Below are 25,457 nucleotides of genomic sequence, written 5' to 3' on the forward strand. Positions count from 1 at the left end.
TCTCACTAGTTTTCCTGTAATGGCACAAAAAAATGCAGGAAATATCATCTAAACTAGACTTTCTGCATTTTATAACACTAGCACACGCCGATTTCGTTTGTCAACGATGTTTACAAATTTTCTCAGAAACCAGCCCGAATTACCCAGTACCCTTTTTTTCGTTCCACTACTTCCACAGACGGAAATAGATCATGTAATTCTGTACATGCTGACTCTGCACCTTGTTGCTTACGAATCACAATCCAAAACGAACCGGAGTCATGTAGATGTTTTTTTGCCTCAGCGAACATCTGGTAAATAACTGCCTTTCCTGTTCGAATCGGTGGATTCAATAAAATACAGTCAAACTTCATGCCAGCTACTTTTTCGAATCGATCACTAACGAAAATGTTCACTCGCTCGGAGAGTCGATTATACACAGCATTTTTCTTCGCAAGTTCAACAGCACGTTCATTTATGTCAACCATCGTAATGTGGATATTAGGATTCATTTTTGCAATCGATAAACCAATTGGGCCATAACCGCAACCTAGATCAAGCAGATGCCGAATCCCTTCTAAGTCTACCGATTCAATCAAAAATCGACTGCCAAAGTCTAGCCCTTTCTTCGAAAATACACCTGCATCTGTCTGAAAGGACAACTTTTCTCCTCGAACCATCACTTCAAAATCGCGTTCCTCTTTTTTAGAGGTAGGATTCTTCGAGTAGTAATGATCACTCATCTAGACAGCCTCCTATATAGAAATGACCCGCCGACCGATGACGACGGGTCAAACCGGAACGAAAAGTTAATTACTTAACTTCTACGTTAGCACCAGCTTCTTCAAGTTTTGCTTTGATAGCATTTGCATCATCTTCGCTAATGCCTTCTTTAATTGGAGCAGGTGTTCCATCAACAAGTGCTTTCGCTTCTTTCAAGCCAAGGCCTGTGATTTCACGAACTGCTTTGATTACGTTGATTTTGCTGCTACCAGCGCTGGTTAGGATTACATCGAACTCAGTTTTCGCTGCTGCTTCAGCTGCTACTGCTCCGCCACCCATTACCATAGGTGCTGCTGCAGTTACACCAAATTCTTCTTCAATTGCTTTTACAAGATCGTTCAATTCTAGAACGCTCATAGTTTTAATCGCTTCAATGATTTGTTCTTTAGACATTGAGTTATACCTCCCAGTAAATTTATCAGTAAAGTTTCATCATACGTCAATCACATTTGAGCGAAAGGAATATACCCTTACGCCTCAGTAGCTTCTGGAGCTTCTCCGTCTTTATCGGCAACTGCTTTAACAGCAAGCGCAAAATTGCGGACCGGAGCTTGCATAACAGAGAGAAGCATGGAAAGAAGACCTTCGCGAGATGGAAGTTCAGCAAGAGCTTGGATATCTTCTAAGCCAACTACTTTCCCCTCTACTACGCCACCTTTAATCTCCAACGCTTTGTTATCTTTTGCAAACTTATGAAGAACACGAGCCGGCGCTACAACATCATCATAGCTAAACGCAACCGCGCTTGGACCAGTCAAGTACTCGCCAAGTTCACTCAAACCAACTTGCTCAGAAGCACGACGAGTCATCGTGTTTTTCAGAACTTGAAGCTCTACACCAGCCTCACGCAATTCTTTGCGAAGTTCGTTTGTTTGTTTTACAGTTAAACCGCGGTAGTCAGCAACTACAGTCGTTTTGCTACGTTCTAGTTTAGAAACGATATCTGCTACCACTAGTTTTTTCTGTTCAACTGCTTTGGACATAGGGGACACCTCCTTACGAGTTGTAGGAAAAAGAAAAGCCTTCGTAGACAGTCGAAGGCCAAGGGTTCTATTAAAACACCTCGGTAGGAAACATTAAGTGCTTCTCGCACTCCTACTGTCTACGGTTCTATTCGATTTCAATCAGCTTTATCAGTTTACTAGAAACTGTAAGCCTTTGTCAAATAAAAGCCAAATCTATTTATTAACGACCAGAAAAGCGAAGTGCGTTAACCGAAACCCCAGGACCCATGGTCGAAGAAACGGTTACACTCTTCATGTAAGTGCCTTTCGCAGCCGCTGGTTTCGCCTTCATAAGAGCATCAGCAAGAGCTTGCAAGTTTTCAGCGAGTTGTGCTTCTGTGAAGGACACTTTTCCGATAGGAGCATGAATAATACCTGCTTTATCCCCACGGTACTCGATTTTACCCGCTTTGATCTCATTGATTGCTTTTTCGACTTCAAATGTTACTGTGCCTGTTTTTGGGTTTGGCATAAGACCTTTTGGTCCGAGTACACGACCTAGGCGACCTACTTGACCCATCATATCAGGAGTTGCTACAACAACATCAAAGTCGAACCAACCTTGTTGGATTTTGTTGATGAGATCCTCATCACCTACATAATCCGCTCCAGCAAGTTCAGCTTCTTTTGCTTTCTCGCCTTTAGCAAAAACAAGAACGCGTTGAGTTTTACCAGTACCATGTGGCAACACAACGGCACCTCTCACTTGTTGATCTGCTTTTTTGGTATCAATACCTAAGCGGAATGCAGCTTCAACCGTTTCATCAAATTTAGCTGTAGAAAGTTCTTTTACGAGAGTAAGCGCTTCGGCTATATCGTATTGTTTGAGACGATCTACTTTCTTGGTAGCTTCCAAGTACTTTTTACCATGTTTAGCCACTTCAATTCCTCCCTTCGTGGTTGTAACGGATGATCCTCCCACTTACCTAGACAATCGTGGCAGAGAGCCTAGGCAACGAAGACGTTTATTAGTCCTCGATGACGATCCCCATGCTACGGGCAGTGCCTTCTACCATACGCATAGCGCCTTCAACATCAGCTGCGTTTAGATCCGGCATTTTTGTTTCAGCAATTTCGCGAACTTTATCACGTTTAACCGTTGCTACTTTTTTCTTGTTAGGCTCTCCAGAACCGGATTCGATTCCAGCAGCTTTTTTCAAGAGAATTGCAGCTGGTGGAGTTTTTGTAATGAAGGTGAATGAACGATCTTCAAATACAGTAATCTCCACAGGAATGATCATACCTGCTTGATCAGCAGTACGAGCATTAAATTCTTTACAGAATCCCATGATGTTAACACCAGCTGCTCCGAGAGCTGGTCCAACAGGTGGCGCTGGGTTAGCTTTGCCAGCAGGGATTTGTAGCTTGACCACTCTAAAGACTTTCTTGGCCATCGCTAACTACCTCCTTCAACACAATGTGGTATTTTGCGGGGAATTCCCCTCCCACGATCACAGCAAGCGAATCAACGCTTCTGTTCCGCCTTACGCGGCTGGGTAATAACTATAACAATCTATCATACTTTCAGGAGAAACAAAAGTTTTTCCTGATGTTAAATTTTTTCCACTTGGAAATATTCTAGTTCTACTGGTGTTTCTCTACCGAACATGTTGACTAGCAGCTTCAACTTACCATTTTTGGCATCGACTTCTTCGATTAGTCCAATCGTACCTGCAAATGGACCCTCTTTCACACGTACCGATTCCCCGACCTCGTAATCTACGATGATCTGAGCTTCTTCTACGCCCATCGAAGCAAGAATGACCTGAACCTCGTCTGGTAAAAGGGGTGTTGGTTTCGAACCAGCACCAGAAGAACCAACAAAGCCGGTTACACCTGGTGTATTCCTTACTACATACCAAGAGTCGTCTGTCATGACCATTTCGACTAGGACATACCCAGGAAACACTTTTCGCATGACAGTCTTCTTCTTACCATCTTTCAGTTCCGTCTCTTCTTCCATGGGAACGAGTACGCGAAAAATCTTATCCTGCATCTCCATTGATTCGATGCGTTTCTCTAGGTTTGTCTTTACCTTGTTTTCGTAGCCGGAATACGTGTGAACGACATACCAATTCTTTTCCATGTAATCCAGGGTAGCTTACCCTGTCCCCCCTTACGACAATCGATTCAAATCAATCTATTTTTTTGGAATCAAATTCAATACCTCAATAATCCCTAAATCAACTAGGAACAAAAAGATGGTTAGAACAACAACAGTAGATACAACGACCAGTGTGTAGTTTACCATTTCCTTACGAGATGGCCAACGAACACGTTTGAGCTCTTGAACGCTACCGCTAAAGAAACCCACAGTACCGCCCACGCTTTTCTTGATACCACGTCCGATATTAGCAAGAAAAGTCATATTGTCACCCCCATCTTTCCTTAAGGAAGAAGTTATTACTTGGTTTCACGATGAACAGTATGAGTGTTGCAACGAGGGCAATACTTCTTCAACTCCATACGATCTGGATGCTTACGCTTGTTTTTGGTCAACGCATAATTGCGCATTTTGCAAGTTACGCAAGCCATAGTGATGTTTACGCGCATTGAAAAACACCTCCCCTACAAATATCAGTCCGATCAAATCATGATGGTAAATGATTAGAAAACACCCAAGTTAATTTATCATAACCTCGCATCCTCTGTCAATGAAAGCCTACTTCTTACCATTATGGGCCAAATTTTCTTGGTAGAAACAAAAAAAGGAATTTGTCCTTTTTTGTCGAATGAAATAAAAAACAGGCTGGTCCCCTGTTTTTTATTTCATTCGTTATTTTCACTGTTATAGAGAGATTTCTCTTACTTCTAAGTAACGTTCTAGTTTCCTTTTCACACGTTGTAGCGCATTATCGATGGACTTTACATGACGGTTTAGGTCCACAGCGATTTCTTGGTAGCTTCGCCCATCTAAGTATAACATCAACACTTTTCGCTCGAGGTCACTTAAAATTTGGGAAATTTGATCCTCGATATCGCTATATTCTTCTTGATTAATATAAATCTCTTCTGGATTTAGCCTGCCACCGGTGAGCGTATCATATAGTGTACGATCCGAATCATCGTGGCTAGGCTTGTCCAATGAGACATAAGAATTAAGCGGAATATGCTTTTGACGAGTTGCTGTTTTGATGGCGGTGATGATTTGTCTGGTTATGCAAAGCTCAGCAAAAGCTTTAAACGAGGCTAGCTTGTCCCCACGAAAATCACGTATTGCTTTATACAAGCCAATCATGCCTTCTTGCACAATATCTTCATGGTCTGCCCCAATCAAAAAATAGGAGCGAGCTTTTGCTCTAACAAAGTTCTTATACTTATGAATTAAGTATTCGAGGGCTTCTTGGCATCCAATCCGAACTTCCTCAACCAGCTCTTCATCTGGTAATGTTTTGTACTCGACTACCTTCTCATACTGAATAGCATTACTTGTTTGTAGGTCTACACTCACTGCGATCCCCCCGGCAAAAGTAGCATGTAAACCGCATGTAAGGCTATTATATCTGAAATGAAACAAAATCGTCAATTTTCCACCTATTTTTTCCTTCTCAACTTTTCGAATTCTTTCTGCAAATGAGTAGGTAGATAATCCCCTAGCTTATTTTTCGGACTTGTTGACTCTTGAGAGCGCAAATCCTCCCCTAATTGAACTCTTGCACTTCGGATCTGCTCCAACAGTTCCCTTGAAGAAACCCGATACGCCCCTTGGCCAAATACCATTCGTTGTTCCAGATAATCAGAGGTGGCAACATATATTCTACGATGTGGATTTTTACTTTTTCTTACAAATTGCTCAATATATTCATCTGCCGTCTCATCCTTACATGTAAAGACCACTTCCACCTTTTCCTGTATTTTTTGTACACGCGCTCCGTGAGTCTGGTGAGCATCGAATACTACATATACTTTACGACCTGTCATCGCCTGATACTCAGATAGTTTACTAATTAACTGATTTCGTTGCTCCTCTAGTCGTCTTTCCTTCCGCTGAATGTTTGACTGAAGGCCGATCACATTATAGCCATCGACCACCAGCCATTCCTCCCGCCTGCTAGCCATTATCTCGTCCGAGTGCCACTTGGTACATACAAATCCCCGCAGCCACAGATGCATTGAGAGAAGCAACACGCCCCTTCATCGGAAGTCGCACTAGGAAGTCGCACTTTTTCTTCATTAACTGGCTTATCCCTTGGCCCTCATTGCCAATGACGAGCGCAACCGGCATATCAAAATTCACCTGATTGTAGGATTGCTTTGCAGATCCATCTGTTCCTACCAACCAAATACCTTCTTTTTTAAGCTCGTCTGCAACCCGGTTTAAATTGGTAACTTGTGCCACTGGTACATATTCAATAGCCCCCGCAGAGGTTTTTGCCACGACCGAAGTCAGACCGACTGCACGCCGTTTTGGAATCACGACACCATGGACACCTGCTGCATCTGCCGAACGAAGAATCGAGCCTAGATTATGTGGATCTTCAATCCCGTCTAGCAAGAGTAAAAACGGCTTCTCTCCTTTCTTCTGGGCGCGCTTTAAGATCCGATTTACTGTGCTATATTCATAAGCCGCGATCTGGGCTGCTATTCCTTGATGGTTTCCTCCATCCGCTAGTTGATCTAACTTCGAACGAGGCACCCATTGGTACGAAATCTTTTGATCCTCTAATTGTTTAAGAATGTCGGCAATGGTCTTTTTCTGAACTCCCTCCGCTACAAACACCTTCTCGATATGTCGCCCCGAGCTAAGCGTCTCTGATAATGCTTGTCTTCCGATGATCCAATCTGTCCCCATGTTGATCTCCTCCTAGCATTCACACGCTGCTATAATTTGTTTCATCAATTGCTCAAGTCTCTCTTGTCTGCCTGATAGATACAGATATCCAATCAAGGATTCCAAACCTGTACTATAGCGATACTGTGTCACGGAAGCGCTTTTCGCCACGCTACCTGATTTGGCATTACGCCCTCGGCGGAGCACATCCGCTTCTTCCTCTGTCAATTCACCTTCAATGATACGACTTGCTTTTGCTTGTGCCACCGCTGATACATATTGGACCGCTCTTTGTTGTAATTCGTGAGGCTTGACCACCCCAATAGCAAGAAGGTGGTAACGTACATATACTTCATACACGGAATCCCCTATATATGCTTGTAATAGGGGATGGATTTGAGAAGGGGGCCTAGGCAAGTCGGTTTCCCCCATCCCCAGTAAATACGAATTTATTTTCTCTTCCATCGCACACCTTGGGGAGTATCTTCTAATACAATCCCCTGCTCCATTAATTGATTTCGAATCGCATCCGCTAAGGCAAAGTCGCGATTTTTTCTAGCTTGTTGTCGCTCTTCAATAAGCGATTCGATTTCATCTTCCAAAAACGTCCCATTCTGATGAATCAAACCTAAAATACTTCCAGCAAACGTTTCGAACCAGTTGATTACCCGTTTACCCGTTTCTTGGGTGATTACTTCTCGAGATACCAGATCATTCGCCAGTCTGACACAATCAAACACGACCGTAATCGCATTGGCTGAGTTAAAATCATCGCTCATCTCTGCAATAAATCGACTAGTTAAACCCTCTACTTGTGACACAATGCTTCCATCCACTTCTCCCGACTGTGCAGCTTGGATGCGATGCTGTAGATTTTCATAGGCTGTCTGGATACGCTTTACACTCTCATCCGCTTGTCTGAGCGTATCTTCCGTAAAATTCATCGGGTTCCGATAATGAGTTGATAGCAGGAAATAACGCAGAGCAAGTGGCTCGAAATGCTTGCGTAATTCCACTACACTCATCACATTCCCAACCGACTTGGACATCTTTACATTGTTCATATTGATAAATTCATTATGCAACCAATAACGAACAAACGTCTCACCCGTCATCGCTTCACTCTGGGCAATTTCATTTTCATGGTGCGGAAAGCAAAGATCGATCCCCCCAGCATGTATATCCAAAGTATCTCCAAGATATCTGCGTGCCATAGCCGAACATTCGATATGCCAACCCGGACGCCCCGGTCCCCACGGAGTCTCCCAGCTAATCTCACCTGGCTTCGCAGCTTTCCATAGTGCAAAATCAAGCGGACTCTCTTTTAAATCATTTACCTCTACGCGAGCACCCGATTTCAAGTCTTCTAGCGAGTGATGCGATAGGCACCCGTATCCTTCTTTCTTTAAGGAACGGAAGTAGACATCGCCGTTTTTTTCATAAGCATATCCTTTTCCAATCAAATCCTGAATAAATTCAAGCATCTCTTGGATGTTTTCAGTCGCCCTCGGATGGGTGGTTGCCCTTTTTACTCCCAGAGCATCCATATCCTCAAAGTACGCTTCGATGTATCGCTCCGCAATCTCTGGAACCGAAAGCCCTGTCTCAATCGATGCATTGATCAGGCGATCATCCACATCGGTAAAGTTTTGTACGTAGTTTACCTCATAACCCTGGTGCTCCAAAAAACGTCTCACCACATCAAAAAATACAAAGCAACGAGCATTCCCGATATGAATATAACTATAAACAGTTGGACCGCAAACATACATATTGATCCTATTTTTCTCTAAGGTGGTAAGAGTTTCTTTTTGTCTAGTCAGTGTATTGAACAGTTTGATTGTCATGGTGGTTACCTCCTTGTTGTCCTTCTGGTATCAGCTTCATTTGTCCATTTTGTTCTTGTTTTAAGTGTTCTATCTCCTGTTTTAGTAGCGCGATCTCTCCCTGCAAGCCGCGAAACATCTCAGCTACTGGATCCGGGAGATTTACTTGGTCGAGATCGGTTTGAACACGCACTCCATCCTGTACCACAATCCGTCCAGGAACACCCACAACAGTGGAGTTAGCAGGTACCTCTCTTAACACGACAGACCCCGCTCCAATGCGAGCGCAACGCCCCACTCGGATCGATCCTAACACTTTCGCACCTGATGCAATGAGTACATGGTCGTCAATCGTAGGATGACGTTTTCCTTTTTCTTTCCCAGTACCCCCTAATGTAACCCCTTGATAAATGGTTACATAGTTACCAATCTCGCACGTTTCCCCGATCACCACACCCATCCCGTGGTCAATAAAGCAACCAATCCCTATTTTGGCACCTGGATGGATTTCGATACCTGTGTGGAACCGATTACTCTGTGAAATCAAGCGGGCGACAAGGCACCAGCCCTTCTTATAAAACCAATGCGCTACCCGATGAGCCCAAATCGCATGTAACCCTGCATACGTGAAGATGACTTCAATCGTATTTCTTGCCGCTGGATCTCGATCAAAGACGGCTTGGATATCCGCTTGGATCGTTCTCCGAAGCGTGCCCATTTTACTCAACCATGACATACAACCTTCTCCCCTCATCTGCCGAATAAAACAAAAAACCATCTCCATAGCACATCTGCTACAGAGACGGTTTGCCCGCGGTTCCACTCTGTTTGAACCCACCTAACAAAAGTGGATTCCCCTTAAATCCCGATAACGGTAGGATACCGAACCTCCCTACTAAGATAGGTGAATCAACACCATCCGTTGGAGAAATTAGCTCTTGGGGGCACTTCTAGATGACATCGCTAAGGCCGTCTCACCGTTCGACCTCTCTCTGAAAAACAACGATCATCTATACTTTTCCCAATCATCGCAAAGCCGTATGAATTTAACTCTATTCTCTCCGATTCTAGGAACGTTTGTCAACGAAGCTTTGTAAACGTTTTACAACAATGTCTTTCCCTAGGAGTAAAATCGTTTCAGTCAAATCTGGGCCGTGTGTCTCTCCAGAAATGACCGCACGCACTGGCATAAAGAGCTGCTTCCCTTTAAAGCCAGTCTCTTTTTGCACTGCTTTAAACATCGATTTAACAGTCGCAGCGTCTAAATCGTCTTGAGCTTGAACTTCCGCCACATAGCTTGAAATAACCGTCAGCACAGACTCCTCAGCCAGAACCTGCTCCGCTTCTGAAGAGTAATGGACATCTTGACGGAAGAAGATATCTGATAGCTCCACGATTTGAGAAATCTCATCCATCTGCTCCTGATAAAGACCTACTAACCGTGTGATCCATTTCTTTTGCTCCGGGTCAAGAGTGGATGAAATTTTGCCTGCCTTCTCTAAATAAGGTATGGCAAGATCCGTAATCCGTTCTAGGCTTGATTTCTTAATATAATAGTTATTCATCCACTTCAACTTAGCTGTATCAAATGTTGCAGGTGACTTCGATACTCTCTCTAAGGAGAAGAGGTCCGTTAATTCTTCCAGCGAAAAAATCTCTTCTTCCCCTTCAGGAGACCATCCCAGTAAGGCCAAGAAGTTCACAATTGCTTCCGGTAGGTAACCAAGATCACGATATTGGCTAATAAATTGGACGATCGACTCATCACGCTTACTCATTTTTTTCCCTTCATGATTAAGAATCAATGGGATATGGGCAAACTTCGGTGCTTCAAATCCGAGCGCCTGAGCGACACATAGCTGACGAGGCGTATTCGAAATATGTTCCTCCCCACGGATTACATGGGTGATGTTCATAAGCGCATCATCAATCACAACTGCGAAATTGTAAGTAGGACGACCATCTGGACGAACGATGATAAAATCACCAATTCCATTGGAATCAAACTCGACATCACCACGCACGTAATCAGAAAATGCTAGCGTTTGATCTTGCGGAACAGCCAAACGAATACTAGGCACACGTCCCTCTGCTTGATATGCCGTAATTTGCTCCTCACTCAGATGACGATCCCAACCGCTAAACTTCGGCGCCTCACCACGGGCCAATTGCTCTTCACGCTCTTGTTCTAACTCAGCTTGGTTTGCATAGCTATAGTAAGCTTTCCCCTCTGCTACCAGTCGATTCGCATAGTCTGTATAGAAATCAAGACGTTGCATACAACGATACGGCTCATGTGGTCCGCCCTTTTCCGTCGACTCATCCGCAATGACACCTAGCCATTCTAAGCCGTTCATTTGCTCTAGATCTGCGCCTTCTATATTACGCTCTGTATCCGTATCCTCGATTCGTAGGATAAATTGTCCGCCATTCTTTTTGGCGAATAAGTAGCTAAATAAGGCGGTACGTGCTCCGCCGATATGTAGGTAACCAGTAGGGCTTGGTGCGTATCGAGTACGAACTGTCATAGATTTTTCTCTCCTCATAGTAAATTAATCAGTTAATTTCGTTTTATAGAATCCGCTCAGGCCTAGATCACTATCTAAACTACCTCTTCTCAAGCAACACAACCGCCATTGAGGCAATCCCTTCACCACGACCAGCAAACCCTAACCGCTCCGTCGTAGTCGCCTTCACATTCACCTGCTCCAACTCCGACTCAAGCAACTCTGCAATACGCCTTTGCATAGACGGAATATGAGGAGCCATCTTCGGCCTCTGTGCAATGATCGTTGCATCTACATTTCCCAGCCGATAACCCTTCGCCTTCACCAATTCCCATACATGAGTCAATAACTCAGCACTATCTGCACCTTTATAAGCCGGATCTGTATCAGGAAAATGCTTTCCTATATCACCTAAAGCAACTGCACCTAAAATAGCATCTGTAATCGTATGTAATAACACATCTGCATCAGAGTGACCAACCAGGCCCTTTTCGTACGGAATCTGAACTCCCCCTAAAATAAGAGGGTATCCTTCTGCCAACTGATGCACATCAAAGCCTTGTCCAATCCGAATCATACTTCTACTCTCCTAATCTCCCATATTTTCTCGGCAAGCACAAGGTCTTCAGGAGTCGTGATTTTAATATTATTATATTCACCCTCTACTACTTTAACGGGAAATCCTAATTGCTCGATCAACATCGAATCATCCGTCGCCCATTCTGGGTACTCAAGGGCTTTTTGATGAGCTTGTATAATTAAATCCCTACTAAATCCTTGCGGTGTCTGTACCGAGATCAATTCACTACGCGCCGGAGTATTCGTTACCCAGCCATCACTATTTATCTGTTTAATCGTATCTTTTACCGGCACTCCTAAGATCACTGCCTTAGTCGCTTTTACCTCTTTTATCAAGCGATCTAGGGCTTCATGGGTGACAAACGGACGCACAGCATCGTGAATAAAAACCCAATCACTTTGGCAGTATTGCAATCCCTTATACACACTTTCTTGTCTTTCTCTTCCGCCTTCCACAATCGCCTTCACCTTAGCAAATCCATATGGCCTAAGCATTTCTTCTGTTCCACGTACCTCTTCTTTTTTCATGACCAAAATGATCTCATCCACCTGAGGATGCGTCTCAAAAAGTCGAAGCGTGTGAACCAAAATAGGTTGTCCATCTAGTAAGAGAAACGGTTTACTAACCTTGCTACCCATACGCTTTCCTTGGCCAGCAGCAGGAATGACCACTCCAACACTCATGATCTATTTCTCCTCTTATATAAATAAAACAGTGCCCGTTGGCATCCGAAGACACCATACGGGCTATTGTTTATTTCTTATTATAACGCACGCTCTAGGAGTTTGGGCTTAGCAAAAATCATTCTGCCTGCCGAAGTTTGGAGTACACTCGTTACAAGGACATCAATATGATCCCCTATATACTCCCGGCCACCCTCGATGACAATCATCGTTCCATCATCTAGATAGGCGACTCCTTGGCCATGTTCTTTTCCGTCTTTAATCACTTGAACGTTAATCTCTTCACCTGGCAACACAACTGGTTTTACTGCATTAGCTAAGTCATTGATATTTAGTACGCTAACACCTTGTAGCTCGCATACTTTGTTCAAGTTAAAATCATTGGTTACCACTTTACCTGATAGTACTTTAGCCAACTTCACTAATTTGCTATCCACTTCCGTAACATCCTCAAAATCACCTTCATAGATTAATACTTTCATATTAAGCTCTTTTTGGATCTTATTGAGGATATCAAGTCCCCGACGACCACGGTTTCTCTTCAGTACATCAGAGGAATCCGCAATGTGTTGCAGCTCTTCCAGAATGAAACTAGGAATGACGATCGTTCCATCTAGAAAGCCCGTCCGACATATATCAGCGATCCGTCCATCGATAATGACGCTGGTATCCAAAATTTTGTGTTCCACGATATCTTGATTCTCTTTTTTAGCTTGTTTCTCTCTTCCTTGCCGGCCAAACGTAATGATCGTAATAAGCTCATCCTTTTTCTTATAGCCGACACTAAAACCAAGATACCCAAACAAAATCGATACAATAATCGGTAAAACTCGTTCAACTCCTGGGATTGAAAGCTCAGAAATTGGTTGTTGAATTAAAAACGCAATAAGAAGACCCATAATTAAGCCAAATACACCAAATAATCCATCCGCCGCTGGAATCTTTACAAGGTGTTCTTCAAACCACTTAATCCAGCTAATAACACTTTCTGAAACACGAATCGCTACTACAAATAAGAGTGCAGCCCCAATAAAAGCACCAACATAACCTGAAAACGGAACTTCTCCAAAATTCAGAGGAGATTCTTGAAGCACCCGAAAAAACTTCGGACCGAGTACCCAACCCGCGGATGCTCCTAGGAGTGTGAATGCTAATTGTACAAAACGATTCATCATGGGGCTTCACCTCCCCTCTCACATCAAATCTAGTATTCAGTATAGACAAATTAATGAAATACAAACCTATTGGACCTTCATAAAAAAATAAGGATGAAAATGTAAGCTATGTGTGGGATGAAATAATGTCATCAATAAGTTCAAAAACCTGTTCGGCTTGTAAATCCCTAGCCAGTGCTAACTCGCTAATTAAAATTTGTCTTGCATTGTCTAGCATTTTTTTCTCACCTGTGGAAAGTCCTTTCTCCTCATCACGAAACATCAAGGAACGAACAACTTCCGCAACTTCATAGATGTCTCCGCTTTTCATCTTGTCCATATTGGCACGAAAACGGCGGTTCCAGCTGGTTGTTTCTTCTTCTTCGAAATTTTTCATACGATCTAATACTTTATCTACCGTACTTTCGTCGACAACCTCACGCAAACCGATACTATTGATACTCTGCAAAGGAACCATCACTTTCAGATCTCCAATTGGCATACGCATCACATAGTATTGTTTACGCTCCCCTAAGATCTCGCGCTCTTCAATGGATTCAATAATCCCAGCGCCGTGCATCGGGTAAACCACCTTGTCACCAATATTGAACAAATAGATCCACCCCCAGAGACAATATCTATTTCCAAGATATCACAACTGAAAGAAACTGTCAACGGATTTTAAAACGAATATCTTAGCACATAACTTTTATGGGAGTCAATATCTTTTTGCATAATAAATAGATTGTCAAAAATAAATGAGAATTCAATATATCTAATAGAACCCCTCTAGACAAAGAGAAACAACCCAAACCATCCTAGTATGAGTTGTTTCTTTGTCAATACTATTTATTCTTCAACTGGTTCATCATGCTCTTCCGTACGTTTTTTCCGTTCAAGTGTCTTCTTAACACCGTATAATGCATAGATACCTAACGGAATAAAGATCACCTTTGGAAGCTCTTTCGGGTAATAGATAGCTGCTATTCCAACGGCAATCAAAAAGAGGGGAGCAATCCAATAAACACTTTTTGGAATCGTTGTTTTCTTGAAAGCCGGATAACGGATCTGACTTACCATCAGATAAGACAGGAATAAGGTAGCAACCAACAAAATCACTGGGCTATCTACATACGTCTTATAGAGCGCCAATGTAGCTAAAATTCCACCCGCCGCAGTAATCGGAAGTCCAATAAAGTAGCCTGGTGCTCCAGGATGAACGTTAAATCGAGCAAGGCGCAATGCTCCGCAAATAGGGAAAATCGCAGTTACAACCCAGCCTCCGAAGCCCATAGGTTGTAGAACGGATACATACATAATAACAGCAGGAGCAACACCGAATGTAATAAGATCTGATAATGAGTCCAATTGCTTTCCGAATTCACTTTGTGCATTTAGCATACGAGCTACCCGACCATCCAAACCGTCTAACAACATCCCAATAATGACCATGATGGCGGCATATTCCCAATATTTCTCTTCATGAATCGCCAACAAAATCGCCATGATACCGAGGAATAAGTTCCCAACGGTCAAACAGTTAGGTAATGATTTTGTAAACATACAGGGAACCCCCTATTAGATTAAGTCCCTATACAGGACCTTTTCATTTTCGTTCATTTGTATAATGTTTCATTGTAAGGTATTTAGATATGTCTGTCAATAAAGACCTGTTCTTGTATCCTCCGCAAGCCTTCTTGAATCGCCCTTGCTCGAACATCTCCAATTCCTTCCACATCATCCAATTCATCGATTGTTGCCATCATAATTTTAGGTAATTTCCCAAAACGAAATGTAAGTTTCTGGATAATACTGCATGGCAGTCTAGGGATTTTGTTTAAAATCCGATATCCTCTAGGTGCAACCGTTCCTTCTTGAAGATTGGTGTTACCTGGATAGCCTAGAATCCGTACAATATGGATTTGTTCTAACAAGTCATCGCTCGACAGGTGCTTTAAATCCTCAAACACCCTCGTTGGCGTTTGGATAACGGGGTCTTTGGCATAGTCTTTGATCAACCATTCTGCTTCTTCTTCCACATGGGAAACCAACTCTTCTAGTTGCATATGGATCAGCCGGCCTTCCGATCCTAACTCATTGATATAGCTCTGAATCTCTCGTTTGATCCTGAGAACCATCTCAATCCGTTGGATCACCAGAGCTACGTCATTTAGTGTGACCAACTCTTCAAACTCAAGCGCACTTAAATTAGTTGTAGCTTGATCTAGCACTGATTTATATTTTTCTAATGTTTGTATCGCTTGATTTGCTTTTGTCAAGATCACACGAATATCTCTCAAGGCATATCGAACACTACCTTTATAAACAGTAATGGTATTACGGCGCTGGGAGATAGATACGACAAGCTTACCCGTCTGTCTCGCCGTTCGTTGCGCCGTTCGATGACGAATTCCCGTCTCTGTAGAAGGCATCGAAGAACTGGGAACTAGCTGTGCATTTGCATAATGAATCCGCTTCACATCACTGCTTAAAATAATCGCACCATCCATTTTACATAGTTCATACAGATGTGCAGCAGTAAAAGGGCTATCTATATGGAATCCACCATCCACCAGCTCCTTTACAGAATCATCATATCCCACTACAATCAGTGCCCCTGTCTTAGCACCTAGCACATTGTCTAATCCTTCTCGAAAGGCAGTTCCCGGGGCAAGTAGTTTTAGTGCCCCACTTAAAATCGAATCAAATTCTTTACTCAATGATTGTCTACCCCCCCATCGCTTCTTTTAAAGCCTCCGTCACACTATTGACACCAATTAGCTGGACACCCGAAGGTGATGTTAGACCTCGTAAGTTCTTACTTGGTAGTATTACCTTTTCGAAGCCCAAATTAACAGCCTCTGCTACCCGTTGTTCGATTCTAGATACTGCCCGAACTTCACCTGTAAGTCCTACTTCTCCAATAAATAATTCACTCACTCCGGTAGGTCGATCACGGAAACTAGATGCCAGCGCTACGGCAATCGCTAAGTCCACCGCAGGTTCATCTAAGCGAACACCCCCCACCACGTTTACAAACGCGTCTTGATTCTGCAAAAACATACCAATTCTTTTTTCAAGAACAGCCATAATCATCGTCAAACGCTGATGATCGATGCCGGAGGCTGAACGTTTCGGAGTAGCAAAACTCGTAGGTGTTACTAATGCTTGTAATTCCACCAAAACAGGTCTAGTTCCCTCTACGCTTGCTGTAACGGCTGTACCCGGAACCCCCACGGGCCTCCCTGCTAAAAACACTTCAGATGGGTTATCAATTTCCTCTAATCCAAGCTCTTTCATTTCAAATACACCGATCTCATTGGTAGAACCAAAACGGTTTTTAACAGCCCGGAGTACCCTATATGTATGATGGCGCTCTCCCTCAAAGTACAGAACGCAATCCACCATGTGTTCCAACATCCGCGGGCCTGCAATAGCTCCTGATTTCGTAACATGACCCACAATGATAATGGCCACACCTTGTTCCTTCGCCCAGCGCATGAGTTGTCCTGTACATTCACGTACTTGAGCCACACTTCCAGGAGCAGAAGTTACTTCTGGATGATACATCGTTTGAATGGAATCGATCACAACAAGCTTGGGATTCGTTTCCCCTATTAATTCTTCAATCGCTGTAAGATCCGTCTCGGAAGCCACATATAATTCTTCGTGTAATGAATTCAAACGCTCAGCCCGCATACGAATTTGTTCAAGGGATTCCTCACCTGTGACATACAGGATGGAAGTACCCGATCGCGCTAATCGATACGTGGATTGTAGTAAGAGAGTCGATTTCCCAATCCCAGGATCTCCCCCGACTAAGATCAGCGAACCTGGAACAAGTCCTCCTCCAAGTACGCGATTTAATTCTCGCATACCGGTGTCCGTACGATCAGTAGATAATTTTTCCACTTGAGTAATTCGCGAGGCCTTCTCACGCTTCGCTTTTGGTTTGATATTCGTCCCAGGAATCCGCAGAGAAGTATTTTCGCGCTCCTCCACCATCGAGTTCCACTCTTCACATCCCGGGCAGCGCCCCATCCACTTTGCTGACTCATAACCGCACTCTTGACAAATAAATCGAGTCTTAACTTTTGCCAAAGGATTCACCTCAAAGCTCAAATGGAATTCATCCCTCATTATAGCAAATAAGGCATTCATCGGTTAGAAAAAAAGAACAGCCCCAATCCCTCAAGGCTGTTCTAATCGTTTAAGATTGTTTAGACTTGGTTGACTTAGCTGCTGATTTAATGGTTCCTTTTTCCACAACTAAGGCCCCATCTTTCAAATCAATTTGGACCGTATCCCCTCGCCCGATATGACCACGAAGCAACTCTTCCGATAAACGATCTTCGATATGCTTTTGGATCGCACGACGGAGTGGACGAGCGCCGTACTGTGGATCAAATCCTTCTTTTGCAAGGTAACTTTTTGCTGCTTGTGAAAGAGTAAAATCGATCTCTTGCTCCTTCAAACGGCCGCGAAGCTCTTCTGCCATCAAGCTTACGATCTCTTGAAGATGTTCTTCTTTGAGAGAATGGAACACAATCAAATCATCAATCCGGTTTAAGAACTCTGGACGGAAGCTTTTCTTCAACTGTTCCATGACGTTATTCTTCATTTGTTCATACTCGTCTTTGCTCGTATCACCAGTCGCAAACCCTAAGCGGGTGTTTTTAATCGTAGAGGCTCCGACATTTGAAGTCATAATAATAACGGTATTACGGAAGTCTACTGTACGACCTTTTCCATCCGTAAGCCGACCATCTTCTAACACCTGCAACAAGACATTGAATACTTCTGGATGGGCTTTTTCAATCTCATCAAAAAGTACAACTGAGTACGGTTTCCGGCGTACTTTTTCGGTTAGTTGACCACCTTCGTCATACCCTACATATCCCGGTGGAGATCCAACCAAACGGCTAGTAGTATGCTTCTCCATATACTCCGACATATCGATCCGAATCATTGCATTTTCATCACCAAACATTGATTCTGCGAGCGCGCGAGCCAATTCTGTTTTCCCTACCCCAGTAGGTCCAAGGAAGATAAAGGAACCGATGGGACGCTTAGGATCTTTCAATCCAGCACGAGCTCGGCGAATCGCACGGGCAACTGACTTCACGGCTTCCTCTTGACCAATCACACGATTATGCAGGATCGATTCCATATTTAGCAAACGAGCCGATTCTTCCTCGGCCAACTTGACGACCGGAATCCCTGTCCAGCTCGCCACGATATGAGCAATATCATTCCCCGTTACTTCCGAGTCTGATCGACCTTGGTCCTGCTTCCAGCGATTACGGGTCGATTCTAACTCTTCACGAAGTTTCTGCTCACGATCACGGAGGGAAGCTGCTTTTTCAAACTCTTGACTCTGAACAGCGGCGTCTTTTTCTTTCTTTACATCTATCATCTTCTTCTCTAGCTCTTTTAAATCAGGCGGAACGGTATAAGAGGATAGACGTACCTTCGAAGCGGCCTCGTCAACAAGATCAATCGCTTTATCAGGTAGATAACGATCTGTAATATAACGATCCGAAAGCTTCACAGCTTGCTCAATCGCTTCATCTGTAATCTTGACACGATGGTGAGCTTCATAGCGATCGCGCAGTCCTTTTAAGATTAAAACCGCTTCTTCCGCTGTAGGTTCATCCACTGTAATCGGTTGGAAACGACGCTCTAATGCCGCATCCTTTTCGATATATTTCCGGTACTCATCTAAAGTGGTTGCACCAATACATTGCAACTCGCCACGGGCCAGAGCTGGTTTTAAAATATTGGAAGCATCAATTGCTCCTTCCGCTCCGCCAGCACCAATCAACGTATGCAATTCATCAATAAACAGGATAATATTCCCTGCTTGGCGAATTTCGTCCATAATCTTCTTCAAACGATCCTCAAATTCACCGCGATACTTGGTACCTGCCACAACCGTACCCATATCTAGTGTCATAACTCGTTTTCCTCGGAGTGTTTCCGGAATTTCTCCAGCCACTATTCGCTGAGCCAAGCCTTCTGCTACTGCTGTTTTCCCAACACCAGGTTCCCCTATAAGCACAGGATTGTTTTTCGTACGACGTGATAAAACTTGGACTACGCGTTCAATTTCTTTCCCCCTACCAATTACAGGGTCTAGATGTCCATCCCGGGCAATAGCTGTAAGATCACGCGCAAGTCCATCTAAGGTAGGTGTATTGACACTCGCCACATGACCTCCCCCACCAACTGATTCATTACTCCCCAAAAGCTGTAGAACTTGTTGACGTGCTTTATTTAAACTTACACCCAAATTATTTAGTACCCTTGCGGCTACCCCTTCCCCTTCCCGGATCAAACCAAGGAGAATATGTTCTGTCCCCACATAGGTATGGCCTAACTTTCTTGCTTCATCCATGGATAGCTCAATCACTTTTTTGGCACGAGGAGTATAAGCAATATTGGTAGGTTGATTTGTCCCTCTACCGATTAGATTCTCCACTTCCTTTTGAATCTTCTCGAGTCCCAGTCCTAAAGCAACTAGAGCTTTTGCTGCGATTCCCTCTCCCTCACGTAGCAAACCAAGTAAGATATGCTCCGTACCAATGTTGCTATGACCTAGCCGTACTGCTTCGTCTTGAGCTAGTGCCAATACTTTTTGCGCTCGTTCTGTTAATCGACCAAACATCATAAGCTAACACCTCTTTTTAGTCTGTTTGTTTTTCCATACGTAGACGTTCTCGAATGAAATCAGCCCTCTGAATATCACGTTCTTCGGGATTCAAGCGCTCTCCTGCATATTGTTGTAAAAAACCTGGTTGAATCATCACCATTAACTCATTCATGACATTAGAGCCAACATCTTGAATCATGCCTAAATCAATCCCTAGTCGCACATCAGACAATCGCTTCATCGCCTCTTTAGAGTCCATGATCCGTGAGTAGGCTAAAATCCCGAGCGAGCGATATACACGATCCTCTAGTTGAATAATCGAAATACTGGTAAGCCTATTCCGAGCCGATTGCTCATGCTCGATCATCTGTAGCACGACTCCAACTAAATTCTCAATAATCTCTTCCTCTGATTGGCCTAACGTGACTTGATTAGACACTTGATACAATTGTCCCAATGCTTCACTACCTTCGCCGTAGATCCCTCGAACTGCTAAACCTACTTGCATAATAGCTGGTATCAGGCGGTTTAACTGTTGTGTCATCGCAAGTGCCGGTAAGTGAACCATGACCGATGCCCGAATCCCTGTACCTACATTGGTCGGACAATTCGTCATATATCCAACTTGATCGTCAAAGGCAAAGGAAAGTTCTTTTTCTAGTAAATTATCAATACTACTCGCTAGTTCCCACGCTTTTTCAAGTTGCAATCCTGGATATAACACCTGGATACGCAAATGGTCTTCCTCGTTAATCATAATCGAGAGTGATTCATCTTGGCTGATAATCGCCGCTCCATGCCTAGACTCCTCAGCCAGACTCGGGCTAATTAGATGTTTTTCCACCAAAACCCGCTTCTCTAAATCCGTCAAGTTTTCCATACGAATCAGTTCAGCAGATTGCAAAATAGGTTGGTGCTTCTTTATTTTTTTCCAAGCCTTTTCAATCGTTTTAACTACTTTTTCTCCTTGAGACGTGCCCGCCATCATCGGAAATGGAAGTTCGGTTAGATTTCTAGCGATCCTCACCCGACTACTAAAAACAATGTCAGATTGAGGCCCCTTCACTTTCATCCATTCACTCGTTGCACGTTGGATAAAGTTTTCTAATGACATCAGGTCCCCCTCCTACTCTGTTTCCAATTGTTTTTGCAGGGCTCGAATCTGATCGCGAATCTGAGCTGCTTCTTCAAAAGCTTCTTCATGGATTTTGCGATGCAATTGTTCCTTTAGCTTCTCTAAATTATGGCGCATGCGGATTTTTCCTTTGGCACGTTCAGGTACCTTACCATTATGTTTCGTGTTACCATGGACCTTCCGCATTAATGGATCTAGCCACTGCTGAAATGTTGCGTAGCAATCGCTACAACCAAAGCGTCCCATTTTTGAAAACTGATTATATGTTAGACCACATGATGGACAACGAAGTACTTGCGGTGAATGACTCGCATCATCTTGGGGATTCCCCATCTGCGTAATCGGCTCAAAATTCAAAAGACCAGACAATAGATGGTGGAACGAGAAACCGTGATCAAAACCAGGCATCTGTTCCCCTTTCTCCTGTGCACATAATTCACACAGGTGGTATTCTGTCTTCTGTCCATTCACTACCTTTTTGTAATGAATCGTAGCCGACCTTTTTCCGCATTCAGGACAGAGCACATCCATCACTCTCCTTTGTTTGCGAATAATATTGTAATCATCATCCTCATCATGCGCGCTCGCAACTGATCGCGCATGATGAGAGGCAGTTGAATCAAATCGCGTGAAATCATACTTTTCATCAAGTGAGCTTCCCTTGGAGTCATAAAACCCTCTTCAATCAGGCGGTGTATCACATGCTCGGCAGTCACTTGGGGAATCGAATCTCCAATCCGTTCCAATAGCTCGATATAGTACCTTTGACTATCCAACACAGGAACCTTCTTAATCCGAATGTAACCGCCTCCACCACGCTTACTCTCGACGAGGAAGCCCTTTTCCAAGGTAAAGCGAGTACTAATGACGTAGTTAATTTGCGAAGGAACGCACTGAAATGAATCAGCCAGCTCACTCCGCTTGATTTCCACGACACCCAGTTCGCTATCAACGAGCATCTGCTTTAGATAGTGTTCAATGATGTCTGAAATACTACTCATCGGAAAACCTCCTGCTGACTTTGACTATCTTTGACCTTCTGATTTTATTATATCGTTTTCCTCTGATAATGCCAATCATTTTTTATATCTACTCCACCCAATCTTCCTCTACAGTTTTCCCACGAATAGCAGGGCTTCATACCTACTCAAATGATCCTTCTCACCTCATGAACTCCATCTATTTCTTGTAGATCTCCGATCACATTGGTCAAACTTTCTTCACTTGAATCACTCAAACGAAGCGTAATGGTCAGACGAAATTCGTTTAATGATCCTTCCTCTTCATCTACACGTAGCTTTTTTAGTTGAATCTCCTTCCCCGCAAAATAAGTGGCTAAGTTACCGATGATTCTCCCTCGATCTTCTCCTTGTACGATAATTTCAAACCGATACAGGCAACGTTTTTTCACCATATATTTCTCAATACGATTTAATAACTCTAAACTAACCAAGACTAACAATGTGGTAATCACGGCCGCGAAATAAAAACCTGATCCCACAGCTAACCCAATCGCAGCTATGACCCACAGGGATGCCGCCGTCGTAAGCCCACTTACGGTTACCCCCTGTCTCAAGATCGTTCCAGCACCAAGAAAACCGATGCCACTTACTACTTGAGCGCTTAAACGTGCAGGATCGAACAAGAAACGACGATCCACTTCAATAAATGGGACAAAGGCATAGATCGAAATCAGCATAATTAACGCGGAACCGACACTTACTAAGATATGAGTCCGAAAACCAGCTGGATGATTATTTACCTCCCGTTCCCATCCAACAAGTCCACCAAGAATTGCAGCAACCATGAGTCGTAATACCATTTCCCACTCTGAAATATACCAAATACTGGACAATATAATCCCTCCTAAGGGCTATAGATTTATAATGAAATTCGTCATAACATGAGAATGTTTAGGACGATTCGAAGCTGTTGTTGAAAGAAGACCTATTGTTATAAAGCGTTATATGATTTCATGGTATGCTAAATGATTATCCTTATGGTACAAGAGGTGTGTGTATGTCATACAAGAGTATCCGTTGGTCGATTTTACTGTTGCCCACAATCGTGATCGGTCTTTGGGAGTATATCCGTCATGATTTTTTGTTATCCCATATCTCGATGGAAATGGGAAACTGGCTCTCTCCCTTGATCGTGCTTTTCGTCACTTTAACAGTCTCGCGATTATTATTTGCCCGATATGAACAACTGAAAAAACGCTTAGAGAACGAACTTGCCGAAAAAGCGGTCCTACAGGAACGGGAACGAATCGCAAGGGAATTACATGATGGAATCGCCCAGACTTTATTTTTATGCTCCGTCCAACTCGATTTACTCGAAAAACAACAGCCTAATCTCGAATGGAGCCCCATTCGAAACAACTTACATCAAATTCATAACTATGTACGCCACTCCATCGCTACATTAAAAGAAGGGACCCAATTAATTCCGATGACGTGGAGTCAGCAAATAGATGAACTCGTAAGCGAATTTGAGAAAAAGATGGGGATTCCCGTATCTGTTCAATTAAAGATTCATGAGGATTCCTTCACTTTAAAAGAACAGACAGAGCTCATCGCCATCATCCAAGAGGCCTTTACTAACGTATACAAGCATGCTGGACAAGCGACTTATGTTTTTCTTCACATCCGACCTACCACTCACGGATGGCGTCTTGAAATAGAGGATGACGGTCAGGGATATCAGACAGATCCCTTGGAACACGCCGATCGATTTGGCTGTAAAATGATGCGAGATCGTGCAGAAGAACTAGGAGCTACATTCTCCATCACGCACGAAATGGGAAAAACCAAAGTGTGGGTTGAAAAAGGAGTCTCTTAAAATGAGCAAATACCGAGTTTTAATTGGTGATGACCATGAACACGCTAGAGCCGCCATCAAAATCATTTTAGGAAGCGATCCTGCTTTTCATGTGATTGGGGAAGCAACAAACGGAAAAGAAATAATCCATCTTTGTAAAGAGTTATTACCCGACCTTGTATTAATGGATATCAATATGCCCGTACTAAATGGATTAGACGCAACCCGAATACTAAAAGCAGAACTACCTCATATCAAAATCGTCATGGTCACAGTATCGGACGATGTAGCCGATCTATTTGAAGCACTAAAAAAAGGGGCACAAGGCTACTTGCTAAAGAACTTAAACCCTTCGATATGGTTAGACTATTTACATGCCATCATGAAAGATGATGCCCCTATTTCCAAGGAAATAGCAAAAAGGATTTTAACTGAGTTTATGGGCCAGACGAAAACACAGCAAGAACATCGCTTAACATCTCGGGAACAGGAAATCCTATCGTTAGTGGCACTAGGAAATAGCAACAAGGATATTGCTCACTTGCTCACCATTTCGGAGTATACGGTGAAAAATCATTTGAAGAATATTATGCAAAAATTGCATGTTAGTAATCGAGTGCAGTTGACTCGATTTGCGTTTGAGCAGGGGTACATGAATACTCAATAGATGCTTTTAGACTGATCGGTCGACTTTAGGGCTTTTGTCTCTCATTTTATGATCTGAAATAGTCTGTTAGTTAGTTATAAATCATATCACTACTATTTTGAAAGGGAGTTTTTTATTATGAAAAAGAAAATGAAGTTATTGATCTCGTCTATCTGTGTTGTGGCTATTGTGTCGTTGGTAAGTGGATGTGGCGGTACGAAACCAACAGAGAATCAGAACAAACAGACTCAAGCGACTGGAGAACTATCTGTTTCATTCCGAGCAAATCCAGATAAATCAAATACGGGTGACCCTGTAACTTTCCAAGCAAATGTTAAGCAAGGGGAGAACGGGGTAACAAATGCGAAGGTGGAGTTTGAAGTTTGGAAAGGGACAAGCACAGATCATAAACAATACCCTGCAAAGCATATATCGAACGGAGATTACACAGCTAGTGACTCCTTTAAGGATGCAGGCACTTATCATGTAATCGTTCATGTATATACCGACAAGGATCATAAGATGGCCGAAGGAACGTTTCAAGTAGGAGAGCAAAAAGCGGAAGAGCATGGTCACCAACACGGAGAGCAAAAAGCCAGCCTTCATATCATGCTTCCAGATTCGATCGAAAAGGGTAAGTCATTTTCACTAATGGGCCATGTGATGGATGCAAAGGGCAAGCCGTTAACAGGCGCTAACGTGAAGTTTGAAATCTGGAAAGAAGGCGATAAGAAGCACCAATTTATCGATGTTTCGGAAGGTAAAGCTGGAGAATACACGAAGGACTATAGCTTTGCTGAGTCAGGTAAGTATCATGTACAACTGCATGTAGAAAAACCCTCTATCAAGTTACACGAGCATGTGGAGAAGACCGTTTCGGTCAAATAAACTCACGAACCCCCTGATAATCAATTTAT

At 43.2% G+C, this 25,457-nt stretch carries 30 protein-coding genes and 2 other annotated features; of the genes, 3 read left to right on the forward strand and 27 right to left on the reverse strand.

Translation table 11 applies throughout. The features are described from left to right. Window positions 1–122 precede the first annotated feature (122 nt). The 27 genes from BLU58_RS09505 to BLU58_RS09635 form a co-directional block, all read right to left on the reverse strand. On the reverse strand, window positions 123–722 hold the full coding sequence (locus BLU58_RS09505; RefSeq protein WP_093291984.1) for a class I SAM-dependent methyltransferase: 600 nt from the start codon (window positions 720–722) through the stop codon (window positions 123–125). A 70-nt stretch (window positions 723–792) separates the two neighbouring features. Then, window positions 793–1,155 (reverse strand): 50S ribosomal protein L7/L12, encoded by a 363-nt coding sequence (rplL, locus tag BLU58_RS09510; RefSeq protein WP_093291985.1) that lies wholly within the window; start codon window positions 1,153–1,155, stop codon window positions 793–795. Window positions 1,156–1,232: 77 nt separating this feature from the next. Further along, a complete protein-coding gene (gene rplJ / locus BLU58_RS09515) occupies window positions 1,233–1,745 on the reverse strand; it encodes a 50S ribosomal protein L10 (RefSeq protein WP_093291986.1) in 513 nt (170 codons plus the stop codon). 22 nt (window positions 1,746–1,767) lie between these two features. After that, window positions 1,768–1,888: a sequence feature (ribosomal protein L10 leader region), on the reverse strand. Window positions 1,889–1,947: 59 nt separating this feature from the next. After that, window positions 1,948–2,646 (reverse strand): 50S ribosomal protein L1, encoded by a 699-nt coding sequence (gene rplA, locus BLU58_RS09520; protein WP_093291987.1) that lies wholly within the window; start codon window positions 2,644–2,646, stop codon window positions 1,948–1,950. Window positions 2,647–2,734: 88 nt separating this feature from the next. After that, window positions 2,735–3,160 (reverse strand): 50S ribosomal protein L11, encoded by a 426-nt coding sequence (gene rplK, locus BLU58_RS09525; RefSeq protein ID WP_072332875.1) that lies wholly within the window; start codon window positions 3,158–3,160, stop codon window positions 2,735–2,737. A 158-nt stretch (window positions 3,161–3,318) separates the two neighbouring features. Next, on the reverse strand, window positions 3,319–3,852 hold the full coding sequence (gene nusG, locus BLU58_RS09530) for a transcription termination/antitermination protein NusG (RefSeq protein ID WP_072332878.1): 534 nt from the start codon (window positions 3,850–3,852) through the stop codon (window positions 3,319–3,321). Window positions 3,853–3,906: 54 nt separating this feature from the next. Continuing rightward, window positions 3,907–4,134, reverse strand: coding sequence for a preprotein translocase subunit SecE (gene secE, locus BLU58_RS09535; RefSeq protein ID WP_176786592.1), 228 nt, complete (start codon window positions 4,132–4,134; stop codon window positions 3,907–3,909). A 35-nt stretch (window positions 4,135–4,169) separates the two neighbouring features. Continuing rightward, a complete protein-coding gene (gene rpmG / locus BLU58_RS09540; protein ID WP_072332881.1) occupies window positions 4,170–4,319 on the reverse strand; it encodes a 50S ribosomal protein L33 in 150 nt (49 codons plus the stop codon). Between the two features lie 235 nt (window positions 4,320–4,554). After that, complete coding sequence (sigH, locus tag BLU58_RS09545; protein WP_072332884.1) at window positions 4,555–5,217, reverse strand: RNA polymerase sporulation sigma factor SigH; 663 nt, start codon at window positions 5,215–5,217, stop codon at window positions 4,555–4,557. Window positions 5,218–5,300: 83 nt separating this feature from the next. After that, window positions 5,301–5,798: an NYN domain-containing protein gene (locus tag BLU58_RS09550; RefSeq protein ID WP_176786593.1), complete on the reverse strand. Its 498-nt coding sequence runs from the start codon at window positions 5,796–5,798 to the stop codon at window positions 5,301–5,303. Window positions 5,799–5,817: 19 nt separating this feature from the next. Continuing rightward, a complete protein-coding gene (rlmB, locus tag BLU58_RS09555) occupies window positions 5,818–6,558 on the reverse strand; it encodes a 23S rRNA (guanosine(2251)-2'-O)-methyltransferase RlmB (protein WP_255404668.1) in 741 nt (246 codons plus the stop codon). 12 nt (window positions 6,559–6,570) lie between these two features. Continuing rightward, window positions 6,571–7,002 carry a Mini-ribonuclease 3 gene (locus BLU58_RS09560; RefSeq protein ID WP_369813728.1) on the reverse strand — a complete coding sequence of 144 codons (432 nt, stop codon included), beginning with the start codon at window positions 7,000–7,002 and terminating at the stop codon, window positions 6,571–6,573. Beyond that, window positions 6,987–8,384: a cysteine--tRNA ligase gene (gene cysS / locus BLU58_RS09565; RefSeq protein ID WP_093291990.1), complete on the reverse strand. Its 1,398-nt coding sequence runs from the start codon at window positions 8,382–8,384 to the stop codon at window positions 6,987–6,989. Before cysS ends, BLU58_RS09560 begins: the two co-directional genes overlap by 16 nt. Beyond that, window positions 8,353–9,081, reverse strand: a complete 729-nt coding sequence (cysE, locus tag BLU58_RS09570) for a serine O-acetyltransferase (RefSeq protein ID WP_369813735.1) — start codon at window positions 9,079–9,081, stop codon at window positions 8,353–8,355. Before cysE ends, cysS begins: the two co-directional genes overlap by 32 nt. A 77-nt stretch (window positions 9,082–9,158) precedes the next feature. Continuing rightward, window positions 9,159–9,401: a binding site (T-box leader), on the reverse strand. Between the two features lie 29 nt (window positions 9,402–9,430). Further along, window positions 9,431–10,891, reverse strand: a complete 1,461-nt coding sequence (gene gltX / locus BLU58_RS09575; RefSeq protein WP_093291992.1) for a glutamate--tRNA ligase — start codon at window positions 10,889–10,891, stop codon at window positions 9,431–9,433. 79 nt (window positions 10,892–10,970) lie between these two features. Then, on the reverse strand, window positions 10,971–11,447 hold the full coding sequence (gene ispF, locus BLU58_RS09580; RefSeq protein WP_093291993.1) for a 2-C-methyl-D-erythritol 2,4-cyclodiphosphate synthase: 477 nt from the start codon (window positions 11,445–11,447) through the stop codon (window positions 10,971–10,973). Beyond that, window positions 11,444–12,133: a 2-C-methyl-D-erythritol 4-phosphate cytidylyltransferase gene (gene ispD / locus BLU58_RS09585; RefSeq protein WP_176786594.1), complete on the reverse strand. Its 690-nt coding sequence runs from the start codon at window positions 12,131–12,133 to the stop codon at window positions 11,444–11,446. The genes ispF and ispD overlap by 4 nt, the downstream gene beginning before the upstream one ends. Window positions 12,134–12,213: 80 nt before the next feature. Further along, window positions 12,214–13,308, reverse strand: coding sequence for a PIN/TRAM domain-containing protein (locus BLU58_RS09590; RefSeq protein ID WP_093291995.1), 1,095 nt, complete (start codon window positions 13,306–13,308; stop codon window positions 12,214–12,216). Window positions 13,309–13,414: 106 nt separating this feature from the next. Then, on the reverse strand, window positions 13,415–13,900 hold the full coding sequence (locus BLU58_RS09595; protein ID WP_093291996.1) for a CarD family transcriptional regulator: 486 nt from the start codon (window positions 13,898–13,900) through the stop codon (window positions 13,415–13,417). Window positions 13,901–14,136: 236 nt separating this feature from the next. Continuing rightward, on the reverse strand, window positions 14,137–14,850 hold the full coding sequence (pssA, locus tag BLU58_RS09600) for a CDP-diacylglycerol--serine O-phosphatidyltransferase (RefSeq protein ID WP_093291997.1): 714 nt from the start codon (window positions 14,848–14,850) through the stop codon (window positions 14,137–14,139). Between the two features lie 83 nt (window positions 14,851–14,933). Further along, window positions 14,934–16,007 carry a DNA integrity scanning diadenylate cyclase DisA gene (gene disA / locus BLU58_RS09605; protein ID WP_093291998.1) on the reverse strand — a complete coding sequence of 358 codons (1,074 nt, stop codon included), beginning with the start codon at window positions 16,005–16,007 and terminating at the stop codon, window positions 14,934–14,936. Window positions 16,008–16,014: 7 nt separating this feature from the next. Further along, window positions 16,015–17,388, reverse strand: coding sequence for a DNA repair protein RadA (gene radA / locus BLU58_RS09610; RefSeq protein ID WP_093292057.1), 1,374 nt, complete (start codon window positions 17,386–17,388; stop codon window positions 16,015–16,017). A gap of 109 nt (window positions 17,389–17,497) precedes the next feature. Next, complete coding sequence (locus BLU58_RS09615; protein ID WP_093291999.1) at window positions 17,498–19,957, reverse strand: ATP-dependent Clp protease ATP-binding subunit; 2,460 nt, start codon at window positions 19,955–19,957, stop codon at window positions 17,498–17,500. A 16-nt stretch (window positions 19,958–19,973) separates the two neighbouring features. Then, window positions 19,974–21,053 carry a protein arginine kinase gene (locus BLU58_RS09620; RefSeq protein ID WP_093292000.1) on the reverse strand — a complete coding sequence of 360 codons (1,080 nt, stop codon included), beginning with the start codon at window positions 21,051–21,053 and terminating at the stop codon, window positions 19,974–19,976. A 12-nt stretch (window positions 21,054–21,065) separates the two neighbouring features. After that, window positions 21,066–21,599 (reverse strand): UvrB/UvrC motif-containing protein, encoded by a 534-nt coding sequence (locus BLU58_RS09625; RefSeq protein ID WP_093292058.1) that lies wholly within the window; start codon window positions 21,597–21,599, stop codon window positions 21,066–21,068. Window positions 21,600–21,604: 5 nt separating this feature from the next. Next, complete coding sequence (locus tag BLU58_RS09630) at window positions 21,605–22,075, reverse strand: CtsR family transcriptional regulator (RefSeq protein WP_072332925.1); 471 nt, start codon at window positions 22,073–22,075, stop codon at window positions 21,605–21,607. A gap of 146 nt (window positions 22,076–22,221) precedes the next feature. Next, entirely contained in the window at window positions 22,222–22,929 is a 708-nt protein-coding gene (locus tag BLU58_RS09635) for an MgtC/SapB family protein (protein WP_093292001.1), read from the reverse strand. A gap of 164 nt (window positions 22,930–23,093) precedes the next feature. Between BLU58_RS09635 and BLU58_RS09640 the strand changes: the two genes are divergently transcribed. The 3 genes from BLU58_RS09640 (at window position 23,094) to BLU58_RS09650 (ending at window position 25,428) form a co-directional block, all read left to right on the forward strand. Further along, complete coding sequence (locus BLU58_RS09640; protein WP_176786595.1) at window positions 23,094–23,915, forward strand: sensor histidine kinase; 822 nt, start codon at window positions 23,094–23,096, stop codon at window positions 23,913–23,915. Window position 23,916: 1 nt separating this feature from the next. Further along, a complete protein-coding gene (locus BLU58_RS09645; RefSeq protein WP_093292003.1) occupies window positions 23,917–24,561 on the forward strand; it encodes a response regulator in 645 nt (214 codons plus the stop codon). Between the two features lie 117 nt (window positions 24,562–24,678). Continuing rightward, window positions 24,679–25,428 (forward strand): FixH family protein, encoded by a 750-nt coding sequence (locus BLU58_RS09650; protein ID WP_093292004.1) that lies wholly within the window; start codon window positions 24,679–24,681, stop codon window positions 25,426–25,428. Window positions 25,429–25,457 lie beyond the last annotated feature (29 nt).

The organism is Thermoactinomyces sp. DSM 45892, assembly GCF_900107305.1.
Taxonomy (GTDB): Bacteria; Bacillota; Bacilli; order Thermoactinomycetales; family Thermoactinomycetaceae; genus Baia.